The 24,472-nt window shown below is 32.3% G+C and carries 21 protein-coding genes and 1 pseudogene; 14 read left to right on the forward strand and 8 right to left on the reverse strand.

Going from position 1 to position 24,472, the window contains the following annotated elements:
- From purS to purE, 4 genes are read right to left on the reverse strand one after another with little or no spacing between them, the layout of a single operon-like run.
- Complete coding sequence (gene purS / locus MHI13_RS14570; protein ID WP_002435433.1) at window positions 1–261, reverse strand: phosphoribosylformylglycinamidine synthase subunit PurS; 261 nt, start codon at window positions 259–261, stop codon at window positions 1–3.
- A complete protein-coding gene (purC, locus tag MHI13_RS14575; RefSeq protein WP_058121802.1) occupies window positions 261–965 on the reverse strand; it encodes a phosphoribosylaminoimidazolesuccinocarboxamide synthase in 705 nt (234 codons plus the stop codon). The genes purS and purC overlap by 1 nt, the downstream gene beginning before the upstream one ends.
- On the reverse strand, window positions 966–2,093 hold the full coding sequence (gene purK / locus MHI13_RS14580; RefSeq protein WP_064210261.1) for a 5-(carboxyamino)imidazole ribonucleotide synthase: 1,128 nt from the start codon (window positions 2,091–2,093) through the stop codon (window positions 966–968).
- Window positions 2,080–2,562: a 5-(carboxyamino)imidazole ribonucleotide mutase gene (purE, locus tag MHI13_RS14585; protein ID WP_037548660.1), complete on the reverse strand. Its 483-nt coding sequence runs from the start codon at window positions 2,560–2,562 to the stop codon at window positions 2,080–2,082. Before purE ends, purK begins: the two co-directional genes overlap by 14 nt.
- A gap of 203 nt (window positions 2,563–2,765) precedes the next feature.
- Between purE and folD the strand changes: the two genes are divergently transcribed.
- Window positions 2,766–3,623, forward strand: a complete 858-nt coding sequence (gene folD, locus MHI13_RS14590) for a bifunctional methylenetetrahydrofolate dehydrogenase/methenyltetrahydrofolate cyclohydrolase FolD (RefSeq protein WP_064210262.1) — start codon at window positions 2,766–2,768, stop codon at window positions 3,621–3,623.
- A 90-nt stretch (window positions 3,624–3,713) separates the two neighbouring features.
- On the opposite strand, the gene MHI13_RS14595 is transcribed toward folD, so the two are convergent.
- Complete coding sequence (locus tag MHI13_RS14595; protein WP_064210263.1) at window positions 3,714–4,859, reverse strand: globin domain-containing protein; 1,146 nt, start codon at window positions 4,857–4,859, stop codon at window positions 3,714–3,716.
- A 261-nt stretch (window positions 4,860–5,120) separates the two neighbouring features.
- Between MHI13_RS14595 and MHI13_RS14600 the strand changes: the two genes are divergently transcribed.
- The 6 genes from MHI13_RS14600 (at window position 5,121) to rihC (ending at window position 10,796) form a co-directional block, all read left to right on the forward strand.
- Entirely contained in the window at window positions 5,121–5,438 is a 318-nt protein-coding gene (locus tag MHI13_RS14600; RefSeq protein WP_002435347.1) for a DUF5011 domain-containing protein, read from the forward strand.
- Between the two features lie 304 nt (window positions 5,439–5,742).
- On the forward strand, window positions 5,743–6,867 hold the full coding sequence (gene qoxA / locus MHI13_RS14605) for a cytochrome aa3 quinol oxidase subunit II (protein ID WP_064210264.1): 1,125 nt from the start codon (window positions 5,743–5,745) through the stop codon (window positions 6,865–6,867).
- Window positions 6,867–8,855 carry a cytochrome aa3 quinol oxidase subunit I gene (gene qoxB / locus MHI13_RS14610; protein ID WP_002435303.1) on the forward strand — a complete coding sequence of 663 codons (1,989 nt, stop codon included), beginning with the start codon at window positions 6,867–6,869 and terminating at the stop codon, window positions 8,853–8,855. Before qoxA ends, qoxB begins: the two co-directional genes overlap by 1 nt.
- A complete protein-coding gene (qoxC, locus tag MHI13_RS14615) occupies window positions 8,845–9,450 on the forward strand; it encodes a cytochrome aa3 quinol oxidase subunit III (RefSeq protein WP_002435471.1) in 606 nt (201 codons plus the stop codon). Before qoxB ends, qoxC begins: the two co-directional genes overlap by 11 nt.
- Entirely contained in the window at window positions 9,447–9,737 is a 291-nt protein-coding gene (gene qoxD, locus MHI13_RS14620; protein ID WP_002435478.1) for a cytochrome aa3 quinol oxidase subunit IV, read from the forward strand. The genes qoxC and qoxD overlap by 4 nt, the downstream gene beginning before the upstream one ends.
- Before the next feature lie 150 nt (window positions 9,738–9,887).
- Window positions 9,888–10,796 (forward strand): ribonucleoside hydrolase RihC, encoded by a 909-nt coding sequence (gene rihC / locus MHI13_RS14625; protein ID WP_064210265.1) that lies wholly within the window; start codon window positions 9,888–9,890, stop codon window positions 10,794–10,796.
- Window positions 10,797–10,938: 142 nt separating this feature from the next.
- On the opposite strand, the gene MHI13_RS14630 is transcribed toward rihC, so the two are convergent.
- Window positions 10,939–12,162, reverse strand: a complete 1,224-nt coding sequence (locus MHI13_RS14630; RefSeq protein WP_064210266.1) for a serine hydrolase domain-containing protein — start codon at window positions 12,160–12,162, stop codon at window positions 10,939–10,941.
- Window positions 12,163–12,193: 31 nt separating this feature from the next.
- Entirely contained in the window at window positions 12,194–13,846 is a 1,653-nt protein-coding gene (locus tag MHI13_RS14635; protein WP_064210267.1) for a phospho-sugar mutase, read from the reverse strand.
- Between the two features lie 442 nt (window positions 13,847–14,288).
- On the opposite strand from MHI13_RS14635, the gene MHI13_RS14640 reads away from it, so the two are divergent.
- The 5 genes and pseudogenes from MHI13_RS14640 to MHI13_RS14655 all read left to right on the forward strand — a co-directional run bounded on the left by MHI13_RS14640 (window position 14,289) and on the right by MHI13_RS14655 (window position 21,347).
- Window positions 14,289–15,554: an LCP family protein gene (locus MHI13_RS14640; protein WP_064210268.1), complete on the forward strand. Its 1,266-nt coding sequence runs from the start codon at window positions 14,289–14,291 to the stop codon at window positions 15,552–15,554.
- Between the two features lie 56 nt (window positions 15,555–15,610).
- Window positions 15,611–16,081, forward strand: coding sequence for a DUF2538 family protein (locus tag MHI13_RS14645; protein ID WP_002435360.1), 471 nt, complete (start codon window positions 15,611–15,613; stop codon window positions 16,079–16,081).
- A 200-nt stretch (window positions 16,082–16,281) separates the two neighbouring features.
- Window positions 16,282–16,707: a GNAT family N-acetyltransferase gene (locus tag MHI13_RS14650; protein ID WP_064210269.1), complete on the forward strand. Its 426-nt coding sequence runs from the start codon at window positions 16,282–16,284 to the stop codon at window positions 16,705–16,707.
- 245 nt (window positions 16,708–16,952) lie between these two features.
- A pseudogene (locus MHI13_RS23495) lies at window positions 16,953–17,241 on the forward strand (hypothetical protein); the annotation flags it as partial.
- A 245-nt stretch (window positions 17,242–17,486) separates the two neighbouring features.
- The gene (locus MHI13_RS14655) at window positions 17,487–21,347 is read left to right on the forward strand and encodes a glucosaminidase domain-containing protein (protein ID WP_422785082.1); all 3,861 of its coding nucleotides are present in this window, start codon (window positions 17,487–17,489) and stop codon (window positions 21,345–21,347) included.
- 216 nt (window positions 21,348–21,563) lie between these two features.
- On the opposite strand, the gene MHI13_RS14660 is transcribed toward MHI13_RS14655, so the two are convergent.
- The gene (locus MHI13_RS14660; RefSeq protein WP_002435477.1) at window positions 21,564–21,983 is read right to left on the reverse strand and encodes a MarR family transcriptional regulator; all 420 of its coding nucleotides are present in this window, start codon (window positions 21,981–21,983) and stop codon (window positions 21,564–21,566) included.
- A gap of 155 nt (window positions 21,984–22,138) precedes the next feature.
- On the opposite strand from MHI13_RS14660, the gene MHI13_RS14665 reads away from it, so the two are divergent.
- Both MHI13_RS14665 and MHI13_RS14670 read left to right on the forward strand, forming a co-directional pair.
- Window positions 22,139–23,146 (forward strand): acyltransferase family protein, encoded by a 1,008-nt coding sequence (locus MHI13_RS14665; RefSeq protein ID WP_064210271.1) that lies wholly within the window; start codon window positions 22,139–22,141, stop codon window positions 23,144–23,146.
- A 148-nt stretch (window positions 23,147–23,294) separates the two neighbouring features.
- Window positions 23,295–24,467, forward strand: coding sequence for an aminotransferase class I/II-fold pyridoxal phosphate-dependent enzyme (locus tag MHI13_RS14670; RefSeq protein ID WP_064210272.1), 1,173 nt, complete (start codon window positions 23,295–23,297; stop codon window positions 24,465–24,467).
- Window positions 24,468–24,472 lie beyond the last annotated feature (5 nt).

The raw sequence follows: 24,472 nt of genomic DNA on the forward strand, positions 1-24,472 counted from the left end.
TTATGCATTCTCCTTTTCTTCAATCACTTTATAGCTATATTCTTCTATCACTGTGTTAGCGAATAACTTTTCACTTAATGTCGTAATGATATTATCAACCGCTTCATCTGTTGCTTCATCAACCGTCATGTATAGAACTTTACCTACGCGTATGTCATTCACTTGTGTATAACCTAAATCATGTACAGCTCTGTTTAAAGCTTGTCCTTGAGTATCTAATACTTGTGGTTGTAAAGTGATGTGCAATTCGATTGTTTTCATTATTTAAGATCCTCCAATTTATTCAAGAATGTTTGATACGTCTCAATGAGTGAGCCAGTATCATTTCTATAAACGTCTTTATCAAAGTTTGTATCTGAAAATTTGTCCCATATACGACATGTATCAGGAGAAATTTCATCAGCTAGTAAAATTTCGCCATCATGTGTTTTACCAAATTCAACTTTAAAATCGACAAGTCTTAGCTCCATTTCTTCCATAAGTTGAACCAATACTTTATTAATTTCTTTTGCCATATGTTTTAACTTGTCTATCTCATCATCTTTAGCAATATGAAGTAGTTTTACATGATCATCAGTAATTAAAGGATCGTTAAGGTCATCATTCTTATAGAAAAATTCGACTAATGGTTCTTCAAACACGTGCCCTTTTTCAAATCCTAATCGCTTAGTAATAGAACCAGTGGCGATGTTTCTCACTACGACTTCTAATGGGATAATGTCTACTTGTTGTACTAATTGTTCTGTCTCTGAAAGTTGCTTAATGAAGTGGTTATTGATGTCGTTACGAGTTAAATAATCAAATATAATTGATGTGATTTGATTATTTAACTTTCCTTTGCCGGCCATTGTGTCTTTTTTGGCTCCGTTGCCTGCGGTTACTTCATCTTTGTATTCTACTCGCAATTGATATTCTGTATCGGTTGTATAAACGCGTTTTGCTTTTCCTTCATATAATAATGACACTTATTTGTCTCTCCCTTCGAACTTCATTAACATGTATTGTTCAGTTTGATTCACATCATCAGTAAGTAATGTCATATGCCCCATTTTTCTATCAGGTTTGCGTTGTGATTTACCATAGATATGAACGTGCCATTCAGGATGATTTGCAAATTCATTTTCAAGCAAATCTAAGTCGCGTCCGAGTAAATTCATCATTACTGCTGGTTTCAAGACTTCAATTTGTTGTGGGAGTCTCTGTCCTGTTACTGCTAAAATATGGGTATCAAATTGAGAAAAGTCACATGCTTCTATTGAATAATGTCCAGAATTATGAGGGCGTGGTGCTATTTCATTAACGTAAAGATTATTTTCTTTATCTATAAAAAATTCAACAGTAAATGTACCTACAAAATGAATTGCATTGGTTATCTTATCCACTTCTTTACGCGCTTCATTTTCTTTATTGGATCTAGCAGGTACGACTGTTTTAAATAAGATTTGATTTCTATGTTCATTTTCTTGTAATGGAAAATAAGTTGTTTGTTGCTCATTTCCGATAGTTACTGTAAGAGAAACTTCCTTATCAATATCAAGGTATTGTTCCGCTACACACTCTTGATTAGAAATTAAATCAATCGCTTCATCTAAATTTGACTCACTTTTGACTAGGATTTGTCCTTTCCCATCATATCCACCAAAGCGAGTTTTAACGATGAATGGATACCCTAGTTCCTTAGAAGCTTGATATAAATCTTGTTTATTTTTTATTTGTAGAAAAGGAACGATTTGAGTTCCAGCATCTTTTAATGTTTGCTTTTCAGTAAGACGATCTTGAAGTAACTGAATTGCTTGATAGCCTTGAGGTATATTGTAGTTTTCTGTAAGTTGTTTAAGTTGTTGAGAAGAAATATTTTCAAATTCATAAGTGATGACGTCTGAACTTTCACCTAGTTCTTTTAATGCTTGTTCATCGTCATAATTAGCATGAATAAATTGATGTGCAACATAGCGACATGGACTGTCTTCGTTTGGATCAAGGACAATAACCTTATAGCCCATTTTTTGTGCGGACTGTGCCATCATTTTCCCTAATTGTCCTCCACCAATAATTCCGATTGTTGAACCGAATTTCAGTTTATTGAAGCTCATTTTGCATTGCCTCCACTTTATTCACTAATGTTTTTTCATAATTTTCCAAATTCTTATGAACTGTGTTATCAGTCATACCAATCATTCTAGCTGCTAATATTCCAGCGTTTTTTGCACCTGATTTACCTATAGCCGTAGTTGCTACCGGTATTCCACCAGGCATTTGTACTATAGATAATAAAGAATCTAACCCTTTTAAACTTTTTGACTCTATTGGCACACCTATGACAGGTAAAGTAGTCATTGACGCTACCATACCAGGTAAATGTGCTGCTCCACCGGCTCCAGCAATAATAATGTCATAGCCATTTTGCTTTGCTTGACTAGCGAATTCAAACATAAGTTGTGGCGTACGATGAGCAGAAACCACTTTTTTATCGTACGGAATATTAAATTCATCTAACATCAAGCAACTCTCTTTCATAATCTCCCAGTCTGAAGAACTACCCATAATGACTGCTACTCTCACGTTTTACACCCTTTCAAAAGTTTGGATTGTGATAAGAATTAGTTGTATATTACAGATATAGCATAACAATCATAGGATAGTTTTTCAATCAAAAATCGAACTTTAATTATATTTTTAAATTTAATTTACGTCTTTTGACTATCAATTACTTTATAATTAATGTTAAAGTTAAGATATTAAAGAAATTAAAGGAGGAGTTTTAAGTGGTTGCTAAAGTATTAGATGGAAAACAAATAGCTAAGGAATATCGTCAAGGATTACAAGAACAAGTTGAATCTTTAAAAGAACGTGGTTTCACTCCAAAATTATCAGTTATTCTAGTTGGTAATGATGGCGCAAGTCAAAGTTATGTAAAATCTAAAAAGAAAGCTGCTGAAAAAATAGGAATGATTTCCGAAATTGTACATTTAGATGAATCAACATCAGAAGAAGACGTTCTAAAAGAGTTAGAAAGACTTAACAACGATGATTCTGTGAGTGGAATTCTTGTTCAAGTTCCTCTACCGGAACAAGTGAGTGAACAAAAAGTTTTAGAATCTATTAATCCTGATAAAGACGTAGATGGTTTCCATCCTTCAAATATTGGTAAACTCTATATTGATGAGCAAACATTTGTACCTTGTACACCATTAGGAATTATGGAAATTTTAAAACATGCGGATATTAATCTAGAAGGTAAACATGCTGTTGTAATAGGCAGAAGTCATATTGTTGGTCAACCTGTTTCAAAACTATTATTACAAAAGAATGCAACTGTAACTATTTTACATTCACGATCAAAAGATATGAGTAAACACTTAAAAGATGCAGACGTTATCGTCAGTGCAGTAGGTAAACCTGGCCTTGTAACTAAAGACGTGGTTAAAGAAGGTGCAGTAATTATTGATGTTGGTAATACACCTGATGAAAATGGCAAATTAAAAGGCGATGTAGAATATGAAGAAGTAAAAGAAATCGCCGGAGCAATTACACCTGTTCCAGGTGGTGTAGGACCATTAACAATTACTATGGTACTAAATAATACACTTATAGCAGAAAAAATGCGCAGAGGAATTGAATAAAGCTCTACGCTCTATAACTTTCCATTCTTTAAATAAAAAAATTAACCATCTTAGTAATCATTTAAATACTGAGATGGTTTCTTCATTATATTATACAGTTACACTTAATTTAGGAATGAATGTTTCGTAATGAATTTTATTTGTATCTACATTCATTTCTTTTAATGCTTTTATAATTGATTGTAAGAAGTGAGTACCTCCACAAATATAAATTTCTGTTTCTTCATTAATATAGTCTTTAAGTTTATCTTCATCTAGATAGCCTTCTGAGTTTTTATCATGTAGGTGATAATCAACAGATTCTTTAGTGGTTGCAATTTCATTAATTAATGTTTCAAACGGTGCATCGTTAACATCATTAGTAACCTGAATAAATTGAGCTTTAGACCCATTTGTAACTGCTTCATTAAACATTGGTACTAACGGGGTAACTCCTATTCCAGATCCTAAGAATAATTGTTCGTTATTCAAGTTTTCTACTTTAAATGGACCTACTGGTGCAGATAAATTAATTGAATCACCTTCTACTAACTCATCATGTAATATAGTAGATACCTCTCCTTCATGCTCAGTTGTCACATCTCGTTTAACTGCAAATGTTAAATGTTGTTTGTCACCTTTTACTATTGAATAATGACGTTTTGCACGATACGGCATCTTTTCGCTACTTACATCTACGGTAATGTATTGACCTGGAACAAATTGACTTAAATCATGTTTATCTGAAACAACTGTGAAAGACTTAATATCTGAAGAAATATGTTTAATTTCTTCTATTTTAAATGGTTGGAAACCGTCCCAAGCCATTTGACTATAAATATCCTTTTCAACTGAAATAAATACATCAGCGATATCTTGATAGGCTTTCTTCCATGTTTTAATAATTTCATGATCATCATCTAATCCCACTACTTCTTTTATAGCTGCAATCAGATTTTCACCAACAATATCATATCCAGCAGGTGGTACTTGTAATGCACAGTGTTTATAAGCGATTTCTTTAACTACTGGCATAATATTTTCCAAATGCTCAATGTTAACTGCCGCAGCTAAAACACTTTGTGCAAGTGCAGTTGATTGAAGACCTTTTTGTTGGTTCGTTTGATTAAACATATTTTTTAATTCAGGATGTTGTTTAAACATTCTTTTATAGAAATGTGATGTAATTATTTCACCTTTATCCTGTAATACAGGAACAGTTTCTTTAATGATACTTTTTTCTTTTTCCGTTAACATTATTTCCACTCCCACATAAGGTCTCAAAAGGCCTATTGATTTATTGCAAATTAATTCTATTCCTATTTTTCTAAAAAATAAATAAAATGCTAAAACCTTCACAAAACTTTCAATTTACATAATCTTTAATGAAATTTACTTAAAATATATTTAATTTTTATTAAAACTGGGGTATATTAAGACCATAGTATGATGTATAAATCTTAAATATAAAGTATATTAGATTTAAATCATAGATGACTATCAGACGGAGGTTAAGTTATGAATAAATTACTACAGTCATTATCAGCGCTTGGTGTTTCAGCTACCTTAGTAACGCCTAATTTAAATGCAGAAGCGACTACTAATACCGAACCTCAACTACGAGGGGTCAATGACATTGTAATTGAAAAAGGCCAAGATTATAATTTATTAAATGGTATAAGCGCATATGATAAAGAAGATGGTGACTTAACTCATAAAATCAAAGTCGACGGTCAGGTAGATACATCTAAAGTTGGAAAATATGAAGTTAAATATATAGTAACTGACTCTGATGGAGCAGAAAAAACATCTACGAGATATATTGAAGTAAAATAGAATCTTTCCTATTTAAAGTTGAGAATTTTCTCAACTTTTTTATTTGCAAAATCCCCCTCAACCCTTCAATTGATAACACTTCTCAATACATAAGTTGTATTACATGCAATTTTGTTAAATTTGTCTAATTTCACAAAATGTACACATAATTTTAACAAATCTTAAAATCCCCGTCATACCTTATATCAATGCTTATTCTTTACATATAACAACAAATTTTTTTTTACAGGTACTTGTAAATATTGTGTAATAAACTAAAATTAGTGGTAAGCCCTACATTTGTAGTATTAGGAGGTCAAAAAAAGTGTCAAAATTTAAGTCTTTGCTTCTATTATTTGGCACACTAATTTTACTTAGTGGCTGTTCAAATATAGAAGTTTTTAATGCAAAAGGGCCAGTAGCAAGTAGTCAGAAGTTCTTGATCATCTACTCAATCATCTTCATGCTTGTTATTGTTGTCGTTGTGCTTGCCATGTTTGCATTCTTTATTTATAAGTACAGTTATAATAAGAATGAAGTATCAGGCAAGATGCACCACAATTCTTTAATAGAAACAATTTGGTTTGTGGTACCTATCCTAATCGTTATTGCTTTAGCTGTACCAACAGTTAAAACATTATATGATTATGAGAAACCACCTCAAAAAGACAAAGACCCACTTGTGGTTTACGCAGTAAGCGCTGGTTACAAATGGTTCTTTGCTTACCCAGATCAACACATCGAGACTGTTAATACATTAACAATTCCTAAAGATCGTCCAGTCGTATTCAAGCTTCAAGCTATGGATACTATGACAAGTTTCTGGATTCCACAATTAGGTGGTCAGAAATATGCTATGACTGGTATGACAATGAATTGGACTTTAACAGCAGATCAATTAGGTACCTTCAGAGGTCGTAACTCTAACTTCAATGGTGACGGATTTGCTCGTCAAACATTTAAAGTTCACTCTGTAAGCCAAAATGATTTCGATAAATGGGTTAAAGAAGCTAAAGGTAAGAAAACATTAAATCAAGATACATTTGATAAACAAATCTTACCAAGCACACCTAATAAAGAATTAACATTCAATGGTACTCATATGGCGTTTGTTGACCCAGCAGCTGATCCAGAATATATCTTCTACGCTTATAAACGTTATAATTTCGTTCAGAAAGATCCTAACTTCACTGAAGAAAAAGATCTTTATAAAGATGTAAAAGATAAACCTGTTAAACCAGCTCGTAAGGTCAAAGTGACAAACGCGAACTATGAACGTCATGGTATGAAACCTATTATTCTCGGCAACAATGAAAAATATGACAGTGAGTTCAAAAAAGAAGAGGACCATAACTCTAAAGAAATGGAAAAAATTTCTAAAGGAGCAAAAGACGAAAATGCGTCTAAACTTCAAAAAAAAGAACATGATGATCATGGAGGTGGACATTAATGAATTTTCCATGGGATGAATTACTCGTTAAAGGTAACTGGATGATTATCATGGCGCAAATTGCTGCCCCATTCTTAGTTATCGGACTTATCGCAGTAATTAGCTATTTTAAATTATGGAAATATCTATACAAAGAATGGTTCACATCCGTAGACCATAAAAAAATCGGTGTAATGTATTTAATCTGTGCCGTATTAATGTTCGTACGTGGTGGTATTGACGCGTTATTAATTCGTACTCAATTAACTATTCCAGATAATAAATTCTTGGAAGCAAACCACTATGATGAAATTTTCAGTACGCACGGTGTAATCATGATTATTTTCATGGCGATGCCTTTCATCTTTGGTTTATGGAATATCGTCGTTCCATTACAAATCGGTGCACGTGATGTTGCCTTCCCTGTAATGAACAACGTTAGTTTCTGGCTATTCTTTGCTGGTATGATTTTATTCAACCTATCATTTATCGTAGGTGGATCTCCAGCTGCAGGTTGGACTAACTATGCACCACTTGCTGGTGAATTTAGTCCTGGACCAGGAGTCAACTACTATTTAGTTGCAATACAAATTTCTGGTCTTGGTACATTAATGACTGGTATTAACTTCTTTGTAACAATACTTAGATGTAAAACTCCTACAATGAAGTTCATGCAAATGCCAATGTTTACTGTAACAACATTTATTACTACGCTTATCGTCATTTTAGCTTTCCCTGTTTTAACAGTTGCGTTAGCATTAATGACTACAGATAGAGTGTTCGGTACACACTTCTTTACAGTAGCAGATGGCGGTATGCCGATGTTATGGGCAAACTTCTTCTGGGTATGGGGGCACCCTGAGGTATACATCGTTATCTTGCCAGCATTCGGTATTTATTCAGAAATTATCCCAACTTTCGCACGTAAACGCCTATTCGGTCACCAAAGCATGGTTTGGGCGACTGCAGGTATCGCGTTCTTAAGTTTCTTAGTTTGGGTTCACCATTTCTTCACAATGGGTAATGGTGCGTTAATCAACTCATTCTTCTCAATTTCAACAATGTTAATCGGTGTGCCTACCGGAGTTAAATTATTTAACTGGTTACTAACATTGTATAAAGGTAGAATTACATTCGAGTCACCTATGTTATTCTCACTAGCATTCATACCTAACTTCCTATTAGGTGGGGTTACAGGTGTAATGTTAGCGATGGCATCTGCTGACTATCAATATCACAACACTTATTTCTTAGTAGCCCACTTCCACTATACATTGGTTACTGGTGTAGTATTTGCCTGCTTAGCTGGTTTAATCTTCTGGTATCCAAAAATGATGGGTTACAAATTAAACGAAACATTAAACAAATGGTGCTTCTGGTTATTCATGATCGGATTTAACGTTTGTTTCTTACCTCAATTCGTACTCGGATTAGATGGTATGCCACGTCGTTTATACACTTACATGCCTTCTGATGGTTGGTGGTTATTAAACTTCATCTCAACTATCGGTGCATTATTAATGGGAATTGGTTTCCTATTCTTAGTTGCAAGTATCGTCTATGCTCATATCAAAGCACCACGTGAAGCAACTGGTGATAACTGGGATGGACTTGGTCGTACTTTAGAGTGGTCAACAGCTTCAGCTATTCCACCTAAATACAACTTTGCAATCACTCCAGATTGGAATGACTACGATACTTTTGTTGATATGAAAGAACATGGTCGTCATTACTTAGACAACCATAATTACAAAGATATTCATATGCCTAACGATACTCCAGTAGGTTTCTGGATGGGTATCTTCTTTACAATCGGTGGTTTCTTCTTAATCTTTGAAACACTCGTTCCTGCAATTATCTGCTTAGCAGGTATCTTTGGAACTATGATTTGGAGAAGTTTCCAAATTGATCATGGTTACCACATCCATGCTTCTGAAGTTGCAGAAACTGAAAAACGTTTAAGAGAAGCTCGTATTAAAGAAAGGGAGGCTGTAAGTCATGAGTCATGATACTAATACAATCGATTCACGTAGTCATGAAGGCGAATTAAATAAACTTGGCTTCTGGATTTTCCTTACAGCTGAATTCGCGTTATTCGGTACCCTATTCGCAACGTTATTAACTTTGCAACACGGTGGCGATTACGCTCACAAAATGACTACAGAGTTATTTGAATTGCCTCTTGTACTAATTATGACATTCTCATTATTATTAAGTTCTTACACTTGTGGTATTGCAATTTACTACATGCGTAAAGAGAAACAGAACTTAATGATGATTTGGATGATTATCACTGTATTATTAGGGCTTGTATTCGTAGGTTTTGAAATTTACGAATTCGCACACTATGCACAAGAAGGAGTAAATCCTACTATCGGTTCCTTCTGGTCTAGTTTCTTCATCCTATTAGGTACGCACGGATGTCACGTATCAGTAGGTATTGTTTGGATCATTTGTTTATTAATCCAAATCGGAACTCGCGGTTTAGATTCATACAATGCTCCTAAATTATTTATAGTAAGTTTATACTGGCACTTCTTAGATGTTGTTTGGATCTTCATCTTCACTGCCGTATATATGATAGGGATGGTGTATAGCGGATGAATACAATCGTAAAACATACTGTCGGTTTCATTGCTTCAATCGTTTTAACGCTTTTAGCAGTTTTCGTAACACTATACACATCAATGACATTCCATGCTAAGGTAACAATTATCTTTGGTTTTGCTTTTATCCAAGCTGCAGTTCAATTATTAATGTTCATGCACTTAACTGAAGGTAAAGATGGTCGAGTTCAATCATTCAAAGTTATCTTCGCAATCATCATTACCCTAGCTATCGTTATTGGTACGTATTGGGTAATGCAAGGTGGTCACTCTCACCACTTATAAAACTGAGGTAAAGATTATCAAGCTCATGGCTTAGTTAATCAACACGCAAGCTAGCATATATATGTTAGCTTGCTTTTTTTATTGTCGAAATTATGATGATACAATGATACGCTTAATGGGAAGTTCATTTTTAGGAGGCGAATTAATATAATGGTAACCCCAATAATTATTGATACTGATCCTGGTATAGATGATGCTGCAGCAATCAGTTTGGGTTTATGTCATCCAGAATTTGATGTAAAAATGATTACTACTGTGAATGGGAATGTAGGTATTGAGAAGACTACCGCAAATGCTTTAAAGCTTAAACATTTCTTTAATAGTGATGTGCCTGTTCATAGAGGTGCATCAAAACCCTTATTAAACGAAATTGTCGACGCTGCACCAGTTCATGGAGAATCTGGTATGGATGGCTATGACTTTCCCCCAATTGCGCAAAAGGATTTGGCATCTACCCACGCTGTTGAAGCTATGAAAGAAACAATTTTAAAGAGCGAGAATCCTATGACTATCATTGCAATTGGTCCATTGACTAATATAGCAATACTCCTTTCTACATATCCTGAAGTAACTGATTACATTAAAGAAATTGTTCTTATGGGTGGTAGTACAGGAAGAGGAAACGTCACGCCTTTAGCAGAATTTAATATTTATTGTGATCCTGAAGCTGCGCAAGTGGTATTTAACTCTGGATTGCCTCTGACAATGATAGGATTAGACTTAGCTAGAGAAGCCATATTTACGCATGATTACGTTAAAAGCTTTAAAAATCAAAATGAAACAGGACAAATGTTACATGATTTATTTCAACACTATCGAAGCGAAGACTTCGAATATGGCGTTAAAATTTATGATGTGTTTACTATTTTATATTTATTGCAACCTCAAGCATTTAATGTCAAAGAAGCAGATGTTCAAATAGAATTAGCTGGTCATCACACTAAAGGAGCAACTGTTGTAGATTTCGAATCTCAATATCCTAATTGTACAGTTGTACTCTCACCTGTAGATAAAGATTACGAAGATTTATTCCTTAACGCACTGAGCTATTGTAAATAGTAAGGTATTTATATTGAACTATATATTAAAAAAATCAGACTGAGATAATATTTAATTTCTCAGTCTGATTTAATATATTGGCTAAAAATATCTTTATTGAATATGCGTGGTTTTTATTCTAATCATCCTTTAAGGTGAATATCTAATGAATTGTATGCTGTTTATCTTGAACTTTAACACCTGGTGTATTATAAGGTTTCTTTTGATTAAGAATATTATAGAAAATATGTCTCATTTTATCTTCATTAGGCACGAAGCCGTTAGTATTTTTAATATTAGTACCTAATATAGCAACATAACGGTCATTAAAGTATACAGTAAATGTTTGACCGAAGAACACGCCATTCACTCTATTAAGATATGGCGTAACATAGAAGCCATATCGATATTCTTCAGGATACTCTTCAGTACCTAATTCATGTAACATTGGATTTGTCACATTAGAGCTAAATAATTTATCTTGTTGTAACTTATTAATAAGTTTACCCATATCGTAAGGTGCCATATATAGGTTCCCTGCACCAAAATATTGATCTAGTACATTAGGACGTAAGAACGAAAATGAATCATTCTTAAATTTATAACCTTTAGCCATTTCATTTTGTAATGGCTTCTCATCGTAAAAAGCAGAATGCTTTAGATGAAATTTATTACCAAGACGTTCGTAATAATTTTGTACGTATGGTTTCCCTGTTACCTTCTCAATCACTTTAGCTAGGACTAAATAGTTTGCATCATTATAACTATGTTTATGATAAACTTTATCATCAATTCCACGTTTCTGAATAGATAATACTGCTTGATCTAAGTTTTTAATGTTTGTTGAAGCTTCGTATTTGTATAATCCACTTTTATGTAACATTAAATCTTTAATTGTTATTTCTTTATCTGTTTTAAACCAAGGTAAATATTTCGTTACAGGTGCATTTAAATCCACCTTATGTTCTAGCTCTAATTGTTTAAGCATTAATCCCGTTGTGAATTTTTGAGAAGAACCAATAAGATACATTGTATTAGCAGTATTTTTCTTACCTTTTTCAATGTCTTTATAACCATATCCTTTATTCATTTTCAATTTACCATTATCAAATATAGCTACTGTACCATTGAAATGTGTTTCTTTTAAATACTTATCAATTTGGCCATACATTGGTTCTTTTTTATCAACTATTGTTTTTAACTTCTCAGGCGCTTTAACTGACTTATCTCTTTTTTCAATATAATTAGTGTTATCGCTTTGATTCTTTAATACTTGCGTTTCTACTTCATGATGTTTACTCCATTTAAATCCTAATACTCCAACTAATACAATCAGTGTAACTAGTACGATTATAAAAAAGATTATTTTAAATTTATTAAGTTTCATTTTTTCTTGTTAGCCTCACACATTCATGTCTTTAATATTCAATATAAGTCTCTTGGAATTCTTTAATTAAACTATCAATGTTATTTACGTTTAGTGAAAAATATATCTTAATTTTAGGCTCTGTACCCGATGGCCTAATAGCTATAAAACCTTCATCAAATATTAGACGTATTAAGTTTGCATTAGGTAAGTAAGTGGCTTTTTCTTTCCCACTTTCTATATACTTAATTGTTCCTAATTGATAATCCTCAATTGCTTTTACATCTAACCCACACACTTGATGTATTTCTTTATTTCTAAATGAATTTATAATTGTTTCTATTTTACGCTGTCCATCCGCACCTTCAAATACAGGACTTAAATTAACATTTTGATAATGACCGACTGTACGATATATATCATCAAGTGTATCTTTTAAAGTAATATTATTTTCGTAAAGTAGATTTTTAAATTTGATGATTAAAGGTACGATTTGAAGAGCATCTTTATCTCTTACAAATGGTTCAACCATATAGCCATTACTTTCTTCAAATGCTAACAATAGTTTTTCATTAGTATGGCTCTTATCATTTAAAATTTCCGAAATATACTTAAATCCTGTAAGCACATTATAAACATTAACATTTAAAACATCCGCCAATTTTTCACTTAGTTCACTAGTTACTATGGACTTAACAATATATAAATCTTCATATGAAGCATCAATTAGGTCTTGATACCTTAATTTCATTAATATAAGTCCTAATTCATTACCATTGAAAAATTTATATTCTCCATTATCTAAACGTTCTACTATCCCTAATCTATCTGCGTCAGGATCAGTAGCAATAATGAGTTGTGCATCACTTTCTTCAGCTAGCTTCTTCCCTACTTCAAATGCGGATTCGTCCTCAGGGTTAGGACTATTTAGTGTAGGAAATGTTCCGTCTGGAATAGATTGTGATTGAGCAATAACATAATTATCATAATTGAGTTTGTCCAAAATGTCAGAAACTATAGGCAAACTTGTTCCATGTAGACTAGTTAGTACTGTTTTAGCATTCTTTTTTTCAATGTTTCCCGTAGCCCTAATAACTTCATTTATGTAATTATTTCTAACATCTTTGCTTGCAAAATTAATTTGATCTTTAGTTACTAACTTATCAAAGCTACCGATTTCTATATCTAATGGATTTTCAATTTCGTCTATATAACTACTTAAAATTTCAGAGTCATTAGGTAATAGTTGCCCACCATATTCATTATAAACTTTAATACCATTATAATTTTTGGGATTGTGGCTTGCTGTTATCATTACCCCACCATCTGCCCCGTAATATCTTATAGCATGAGAGAGTTCAGGTGTAGATTTATAGCTTTCTGCAGTGATAACTTTAACTCCGTTATCAGCTAATATTGTAGATAATTCTTTAGAGAAAGCTTCTGAAAGTAATCTAGAATCGTAAAAGACAACAATAGTTGCTTCATTAGAATTTGCTTTTATAAATTTTGCTAAGCCTAAAGCTACTTTTCTTACCGTGAAAGCGTTCATTCTACCAGGACCAATGCCAAACTTCCCTCTAATTCCAGCAGTCCCAAAAGATAACTGTGTTGTTAACCCTTCTTCTATTTCTCTTTCGTTCTGTTGCTCATAAAACGATTGAATTAAACTTTCATCCAAACGTTTTATCCATTCTTGTTTCATTAGTAATCTCCTTTCTTATAAACAATCAATGTAAAGGAAAGTAGCACGTCGAATCTATGGTGAAAATTTGATAATTGAAATTGTATTTGATAATTGTTTTAACAAATTTTATATATTTGATTAGCTATGCATTATTATAACTTACTGACATAGATAAATCACTTTAATTAGATAATACGCTTATTTAAAAATAATTCTATAGTACTTTAGTACCATAAAGGGTTTAACAGAAATTTATTTCCAAACTTATAGAAAAAAATTAATGTAAATTTAGTTTTAAGATTGTAAAATTAATGTGAAGATATGAGTTGTAATTTTGCTTATAAAGTAATACAATTTAAGGCTATAGTGCATAAATACAAAAGTAAAAACGTATCTCATAACTATATACAAATTTCAGCACATAAATATAAATTTTAATAATAAAATAGGAGCACTTACGATGAACAAATTTTTAAAGTATTTTTTAATATTATTAACATTCGTTCTTGTCGTCGTTCCAATCATATTTGCTACTCAATTATATAAAAGTTCAGAATCTGCTTTTGAAAAGTCTCAAGATCAACATAATGCGCAACGTCAATCCACTTTAAGAGATTCAAAAGTAAATCCTGAAAAGCAACCTATTTCTATTTTATTTTTAGGAATAGATGATAATGAAGGCAGAGAAAAGAACGGACAAAGTATTGAACACTCTAGATCAGATGCAATGATTTTATCAACATTTAATCAAAAGAAACATCAAATTAGAATGTTAAGTATTCCACGCGATACAATTAGTTATATACCAAAAGTAGGCTATTATGATAAAATCACTCACGCTCATGCTTACGGTGGTCCTATAGCTGCTATGGACTCTGTTGAAGCGACAATGAATGTACCAGTAGATTACTATGTTCGAATTAATATGAAAGCATTTGTTGAAGCTGTTGATGAATTAGGCGGTATTTATTATGATGTGCCTTATAATTTAAATGAACCAAATAGTGACGATACCGGCAGAATAAAAATTAAAAAAGGCTATCAAAAATTAAATGGTGACCAAGCTTTAGCTGTAGCTCGAACAAGACATCATGATTCAGATTTAAAACGTGGTCAAAGACAAATGGACTTAATAAAAATTCTTTTCCAAAAAGCCCAAAGTTTAGATTCAATTGATAAATTAGATAATGTAGTTGAAATCGTCGGTAAAAATGCTAAACATAATCTTACTAAAAAGGAAATTCAATCATTAGCTAAGATGTATCTTACAGGCAACACAGATATAAAAACATCCCAACTTGAAGGTAAAGACGATTATTTAGATGGTATTTATTACTATAATCCAAGTGTTAAAAGTATAATGAAATATTCAAATATCTTGCGCTCTGATTTAGGCTTATCTAAAATAACAGATAAAGACGACTTTTTAGATCATAGAGTTATCAAACATTATGGTTCACTCGTCCCATTAACAGAGTTAAGTGATAGTTTATTACGTCAAAATCAAAAAGACACAACAAACGATGATGACAATAATAACAACGATACAATGAATGATAACTCAAATAACGAAGCAACATTCAACAATAACGATCAAAATGATGGTCAAGAAGATACAGGTAATAATAATCAAACAACTGATGACAACAATTACCAAAATCAATATCAACAAAATAATGAGCAAAATAACACATTAAATGATGATGCTAATATGAATGTTCAATAACTATTTATTAATCATGTTTACATCGCAGTTATTTAATTAGGAGAGGAGCTTATACAATGAGTCGCAAAACATATGAAAAGGTCGCTAATATTAATGGCATGTTTAATATGTTGGAACAACAAATTGTTCATAGTAAAGACATGGCCCTATTTCGTAATGAATTCTTCTATGTCAATCATGAGCATAGAGAAAACTACGAAGCATTACTTGTTTACTATAAAAACAGTTTCGATAATCCAGTCGTCGACGGCGCTTGTTATATTGTCGCCCTTCCTGAGATTTTCAATAAAGTAGATGTATTCGAATCTGACTTACCTTTCACATGGGTTTATGATGAAAATGGTATAACTGAAACTATGAAAAGTATTAGCGTACCTTTACAATACCTAATCGCTGCTGCACTTGAAGTGACAGACGTTAACTTGTTTAAACCATCTGGCTTTACGATGGGCATGAATAACTGGAATATAGCGCAATTAAGAATTTTTTGGCAATATTGCGCCATTGTACGAAAAGAAGCTCTATAAATGAAACATTCAGAGTGTTTTAATATAACTCTAACTTTCCGCTAACATTGCTTTTAACTATGTTAGCGGTTTTTTTATAAATAATTTTTCGATTCATAGATGTACCATCTCTACTAGAATGAAAATTTTAATAAAAATCTGTTCAATTTGTGATTTAATTACATGATTTTGGGAATTATTAGAGATACTGGAGGTTTTAAATGTTTAAGAAAGTTATTAATGAAGAAATGTTGAATGATTGTTTTATGATAAGAAAAAAAGTTTTCGTCAAAGAACAACATGTCCCTGAGGAGAATGAAATAGATAATTATGAAGAAATATCATATCACATAATTGGTTATACAAAAGATGGTGATCCATTTGCTACCGCTAGAATTAGACCTATTAAAGAAAAGTTAGGAAAAGTGGAACGTGTAGCTATCATTAAAGAACATAGAGGATTGGGTTACGGTAAACTATTAATGAACTCTATTGAAGAATTAGCTAATGATTTAAACTTTGACGAATTAACTATGCATGCACAAACACATGCGCAAACTTTTTACGAAAAAATCGGTTATAAAGCATTCGGGAATACTTTTATTGAAGAAAATATTGAACACATCAGAATGAATAAAGCAATATAACAACTTTTTATATTCAATTTTCAACTTTGCACAAACTTAAAAATGTAATATTTAATATGCATTTTACACTAATGAAAATAAATAGAAAACGCGTAATTAATGCTTTAACTGTATAAATACTAAAATAATTATCAGTTAGTCATAGGTTAAAGTTTGATTACAAAACTGTTAAAAGTAATACAGATATTACAACTAATATTATAATTGGTACAAAATAAAATATATTATGAGGAGTAAATAAAAATATGACGAAGAAATTCAATTACAAATTACCGTCAATGGTTGCATTAATGTTATTTGGAACTGCCTTCACTGCTCACCACGCACTCGCCGCAGAAAACACTCAAGATCAAACAAACAATAAAAACGTATTGGATGACCAAGCTACTCTTAAACAAGCTGAACAAGTTAAAGAGAAAGTCTCTCAACCAGCACAAAATGTTTCAGGAACTCAAACTTATCAAGATCCTACGAAAGTTCAATCAAATGATGATACCACTTCAAATACATACGATGCCTCACTAGATGAATTAAACGGTTCTTCAAGTAAAACTTCTCAAGATCAATCGAACAATTCAGCTCAAACTGACCAACAAACTCAAGATGCTAGCGTAACAACTTCAAATAAAGAAGATGCTAGCACACAAGATGATGATAAGGAAGCTTCACAATCTGAACAACATGAACAAGATGCAACTAGTCCTTCTACTAAAGAAGATTTAAAATCAGATAATAATGAAGATGTTTCACAACCTGAACAACAAAATCATGAATCTAGCTTGGACAAAAATGAAGTTACTTCACAATCTGAAGAAGTAGCTCACCCATCAAATACTGAAGATTCAAAATCAAATGAGAGTCAACAAGTAGACAACCCATCTACAAACGAGCAATATGCATCTCAAACACAAAGTAATGACAATAAAGAGTTAGATACTACTCAATCATCATTAAACAAAACTAATGAACAGGAAAATAGTGAGACTTCTATTTCTAATTCAAGTCATTCTAATCATCAAACAACTAAAAATTCTAATAGTCAACAACCAACTGATGAAGAAACTAATCAATCAAGCGCTAAAGTAAGTAGCACTAATCAATCAGGGTATAATTTTGACTATGACGAAGATGATGAGACTGAAGATACAGATGCATCTAATGTTCAAGCTTCAACATCTAATGAAGCAGATTCTCATACAACTCGAACTAATAATGATAAGCAGCCTCAAATCGCGTCATTAACTGCTCAAGCTAAAGAGGACAATAGTTCAGAGCCTAAAGCTGAATCTAATAAATCTAAAAATAATGAATCAACTAATAAAGCTACAACAACTAGTGTGAAATCAACTAACAGTACCGCTACTACTAGTTCAAACAAATCAACTAATGAAAAAGCTACTTCTAATAATGATAAAAAAGTGACTACATTTAGTTCAGTAGCTAAACCTAGAATGATGTATTCAGTAAATAAGAAAACGACATCTAAAGCCACTTCTTCTTTACCTAAATACACACCTCAAGTTAATTCTTCAATCAATGATTATATTCGTAAGAACAATTTTAAAGCACCTCAAATTGAAGAAAACTATACTTCATATTTCCCTAAATATGGTTATAGATATGGTGTAGGTCGTCCTGAGGGAATCGTAGTACATGACACTGCAAATGAGAACTCTACAATTGATGGCGAAATTAATTTTATGAAGAATAATTATGAATCAGCATTTGTACATGCATTTGTTGACGGCAATAGAATTGTTGAAACTGCGCCAACTGATTATTTATCTTGGGGCGCAGGTCCAGCTGGTAACGAGCGTTTTATTAATGTTGAAATTGTTCATACACATGATTACGCTTCATTTGCGCGCTCTATGAATAACTACGCAGACTATGCTGCAACTCAACTTGTTTATTATGGTTTAAAACCAGATAGCGCTGAGAATGATGGTCAAGGTACAGTATGGACTCACTATGCAATTAGCCGATGGTTAGGTGGTACAGACCATGCAGACCCTCATCAATATTTCAGTAATCATAATTACAGTTATGCTGAACTTTATGATCTAATTAATGAAAAATACTTAATTAAAACTGGACAAGTTGCACCTTGGGGTACTACTTCTTCAAGTTCAACTAAACCATCAGGTGGTTCAAGTTCATCAAGTAGCGATAAATTAACTGTATCTGCAAATAGCGGTGTTGCTCAAATCAAACCTAGCAACAGTGGATTATATACTACAGTCTACGATTCTAAAGGACATTCTACTGATCAAGCTCAAAAAACTTTATCTGTAACTAAATCTGCAACTTTAGGTAATAATAAATTTTATCTTGTTGAAGATTATAATAGCGGTAAAAAGTATGGTTGGGTTAAACAAAGCGATGTCGTTTACAACACAGCGAAATCACCTGTTAAAGTAAACCAAACTTTCAATGTGAAAGCAGGTTCAACACTTTACACTGTACCATGGGGTACACCAAGCCAAGTAGCTAGTAAAGTTTCAGGTTCTGGTAACCAAACATTTAAAGCTACAAAACAACAACAAATTGATAAAGCTATTTATTTATACGGTACAGTAAATGGTAAATCTGGTTGGATTAGTAAGTATTATTTAACTACTCCATCATCAAGTAGCAATTCAACTAAACCATCAAGTGGTTCAAGTTCTTCATCAACTAGTAATAATAAATTAACTGTATCTGCAAATAGCGGTGTTGCTCAAATTAAATCTAAAAATAATGGCGTTTATACAACTGTTTATGATAGTAAAGGTAAAAAAACAGACCAAGTACAACGTACTTTAGCTGTTACAAAATCAGCTACTTTAGGTAATGATAAATTCTACCTAGTTGAAGACTATAACACTGGTAAAAAATATGGTTGGGTTAAACAAAGTGATGTAGTGTATAACACAGCGAAATCACCTGTTAAAGTGAACGCAACTTATACTATTAAACCTGGCGTTAAATTATATACGGTACCTTGGGGTACATTTAATCAAGAAGCTAGTAAAGTTTCAGGTTCTGGCAACCAAACATTCAAAGCTACGAAACAACAACAAATCGACAAAGCTACTTATTTATATGGAACGGTCAATGGTAAATCTGGTTGGGTAAGTAAATATTATTTAACTGCACCAACTCAATCTAAAGTTGCAACGAGCAGTAAAGTCACAACTGCGAATAGAGCTGCTTCAACTCAATCAACATCTAAAGCAACTCAAAGTGCAACAACTCAAACTATAAATAAAGTAGCACAGATTAAAGCTAATAATTCAGGTATCAGAACATCTGTTTATGATAAAACAGCTAAAAGCGGCGCTAAATATGCTAACCGTACCTTTGTTATTAGCAAACAACGTACTGAAGGTAACAACACTTATGTTTTACTTCAAGACAGTACTCAAAATACACCATTAGGTTGGGTAAACATTAAAGATGTTACAAGCCAAAACTTAGGTAAACAAACAAAATCTACTGGTAAATATAAAGTTAATTCAGAAAACAACGGATTATATTCTATTGCTTGGGGCACGAAGAACCAACAACTTCTTTCATCAAAAATGATTTCTAATAAAGCGTTTAAAGCTTCTAAATCGGTATATGTTGGAAAAGAATTATTCTTATATGGAACGGTTGATAACAGAACGGGTTGGATAGCAGCTAAAGACTTAACTCAAAATAGTACTGATGCTCAAGCTACTCCATATCATTACACGTTTGTTGTAAATAATAATAAGGGTTACTACTATAATGATGTTGCAAATAACGCCCATTATTCACTCAACTCTTATTACAATCAACCATTCTTTGTATCGAAACAAATGAAAGTCGACGGTGTAACTTGGTATTATGGTCAATTAACAAATGGTAAATATGTATGGATTAAATCAACTGACTTGTCTAAAGAGTCAATCAGATACGTTAAAACTGGTATGACTTTAACAAAAGCAGCAAATATTCAAAATAATTCATACTATAACCCTCAAGTTCAAAGAACAGCAGGAAAATGGGAAGATGCTAATTATGATGAAATTAAAAACGCTATGGATCCGATTAGATTAGCTAAAGACGATGAGTATAAATATCAATTCTTACTTTTAGACCAACCACAATATTTACCAGTTTCAGCACTTAATAAATTGCTAGAAGGTAAAGGTGTTCTAGAAGGACAAGGCGCGTCATTTAGCCAAGCTGCTAAAAAGTATGGTATTAATGAGATTTATTTAATATCTCACGCTTTAATAGAAACTGGTAATGGTACTTCTGTTTTAGCTAAAGGTGGAGACATTGTTAACGGTAAATTCACTGATAAATCAACTAAAAAATATCACAATGTATTTGGTATAGGCGCATATGATGATAATCCTTTAATAGAAGGCATTAAATATGCTAAAGAAGCTGGTTGGGATTCAGTTTCCAAAGCTATTGTTGGCGGAGCTAAATTTATCGGCCAATCTTATGTCAAAGCAGGACAAAATACGCTTTATAAAATGCGTTGGAATCCTGCACATCCAGGTACACATCAATACGCTACAGATATTAACTGGGCTAATTTAAACGCTCAAGTTATCAAAGGTTTCTACGATAAAATGGGTGAAGTTGGTAAATACTTTGAAATCCCACAATACAATAAATAATCAGTAATTCAAATTAGGGCATCTCTTAAGTAAAATAACTTAGAGGTGCCCTTTTTCCATTTTCAACTCATTTTGAACTTACGTTTCGTTATGACTAAAAAAATAAGCAACTTATATCAGTAATAAAATATTACTTATAAGTTACTTACCTTTTTAGTCAAATATTTGTTTAGATGTATATTGCACTTTAAAGCAAAAATTAAAATAATTACTAAACTAAATATAAATATGTCTACTGTTCAGTTTATCTAATAATTGATTAAGACTTTCTATTTCTTTAGGTGTTAAACATTGGCATCTCGCTTCGATTAATTCACATCTTGCTGTATTAATTTGTTGAATAAGTGCGCGAGCCTCATCAGTCAATATTAACTCTTTACAACGTAAGTCTTCATGAGACTGTTGGCTTGTAATATAACCTTTGAGCACTAGCTTTTTAATCCATCTTGAGACGATAGATTGCTCTCGGCTGATCTTCATAGTTAAATCATACTGTGATAAGCGATCATAATTATATAAAATACGTAATAATTCTAACTGTTCAGCGGTTATATCTGTACGTTGACCGAAACGTCTGTTTACTAAATTTAAATCATTATTTGTGAGTGTGATAAGTTTTTCAAGTTGTTTATACATGTTGTTCTACTCCACTATTTAAGGTTGTTAATATTATATGCTTTATTTATAAAATATACAATACTATTATACACTTTGCACAAATTCGTTGCATATCTACCTAAAAGTATACTAAATTATAATAAGTCTATTCAGAGAGAAAAAGGAGACGCTTTATGACAGCTATCAAAGATAGGGATTATTTTTTCGATAATGCCCGTGCATTTTTAATATTTCTAGTTGTCTTTGGACATCTTTTACAACCTTATACTTCCGAAGATAAATTTTTATCAGCATTATACCTACTCATTTATAGTTTTCATATGCCTACATTCTTATTTATTTCGGGATATTTTGCGAAAAATCTTGATAAACCACACTACCTAGAGAAGATCGCTAAAAAATTACTAGTACCTTATATCATTTTTTTCGCATTCTTTTCAATATATTATTACTTAACTGGCAAGGAAGACGCTATACAGTTAGATCCATTTAACCCGGTCTTTGCCCTATGGTTCTTACTCACGCTATTCTTCTTCCATGTTGTATTAGTTATCGTGCGTAGATACAATCCATATATTGTTTTATCTGTTGCTATATTAGTTTCTGTGCTTGCAGGATTTTCGGGTAATATAGATAGTTATATGAGTATTTCTAGAACAATCGTCTTCTTTCCTATCTTCTATATAGGACATTTAGTCACTAAAGAACAAACAATGAAATTAAGAAATAAAAAATGGGTACCCTTATCAATCATTATACTTATTGGTTTCTTTATAGGGTATGTTCTGCACCCTATTAATGGCGATTGGTTACTTGGCAGTTCACCTTATATATCACTTGAAAACCATGGTGGTGATATGTATAGTCCATTTAAACGATTAATACACTACATCATTATTCTAATAACTATGAGTGCATTCTTAAATCTGACATCACAGAAGAAGCGTTTCTACACATATATTGGACGTAGAACGATGTTTGTATATTTGTTACATGGTATTGTCATTGGTATATTAAGAGGCTTTGCTATTTATCCATTTAAAGATACAGTTTCGATATTCACATATTTATTCTTAATCGTTACTTCACTGATTATCGTGTTCGTATTATCATCAAGATTTGTGTGTAAATGGACTAATCCAGTCATCAACTTGCGCAAACCAGCGGATTTCAAAGACTAACAATTTCATTATAATTCATAGATGTATTTTTATACCGAAATGTAGTACTTAAAATATGTTATGATAGTAATAATTTGAAAGAATTATGAGACTATTTTAACAATTCAAATACTACATTTTGGTATTTTTTTAGAGGTGTTTTTCGAAAATGAAGTTATCATTAAATACAAATTCAAAATTTTTAAGAGCGCCAAGTATACGTCAATTTTCAAACAGAATGAAACACATTGATGATTGTGTGAACTTAACTATTGGACAACCAGATTTTCCAATGCCTGACGTTGTTAAAGAAGCTTACATCAGTGCAATTAGAGAAGATAAGACAAGTTATTCGCACAATAAAGGCCTACCTGAAACACGACAAGCAATAAGTAACTATTTCAAGAATAAATATGGGTTCGAATATAGTGAAGAAGAAATTATTATTACTAATGGAGCTAGTGAAGCGCTAGATACATCATTGAGAAGTATTATTGAACCCGGCGATGAAATTTTAATTCCAGGGCCAGTATACGCAGGATATATACCACTTATTGAAACATTGGGTGGCATTCCTATTTACATGGATACCACACAATCAGAATTTAAAGTGACACCGGAACTCATTAATAAACATATCACAGAGAATACCAAAGCTATTCTACTTAACTACCCTACTAACCCTACAGGCGTTATACTTGAACGCTCAGAGGTAAAAGCCATAGTAAATACACTTGTAGATAAAAACCTTTTTATTATTAGCGATGAAATCTACGCTGAAAATACATTTAAAGGCGCTCATACATCCTTCGCGGAATTCGAAGAAATTCGAGATCAATTGTTACTCATTGGAGGCCTAAGTAAATCGCATTCAGCTACAGGTATTCGTATAGGTTTCCTCATTGGTCCAGAATACTTAATTGAAAAGTTAACGTTTATGCACGCATATAATTGTATTTGTGCCAATGTTCCCGCTCAAATTGCTTGTATCGCTGCTTTAAATGAAGGATTAGAGGCACCACAATATATGAACGATGCTTACATTAAACGTCGTGATTATTTAAAAAATAAACTTGAATCACTTGGTTTTGAATTAACAGCTCAACCGGAAGGCGCATTTTATATTTTTCCAAGTATAAAGAAATTCACCGAAAATGATTTCGATTTTTGCGTAGATGTACTTGAACAAGCACATGTCGCAATGGTTCCTGGCTCATCGTTCACAGATATGGGTAAAGGATATATTAGAATTTCATATGCTTATGAGATGGATATGCTCAAAGAAGGAATGCGTCGTCTAGAGAACTATTTAAACCAAAATTATCCTGATAAGATGAAATAAAATAC

It is taken from the genome of Staphylococcus sp. FSL K6-0223, assembly GCF_038008285.1.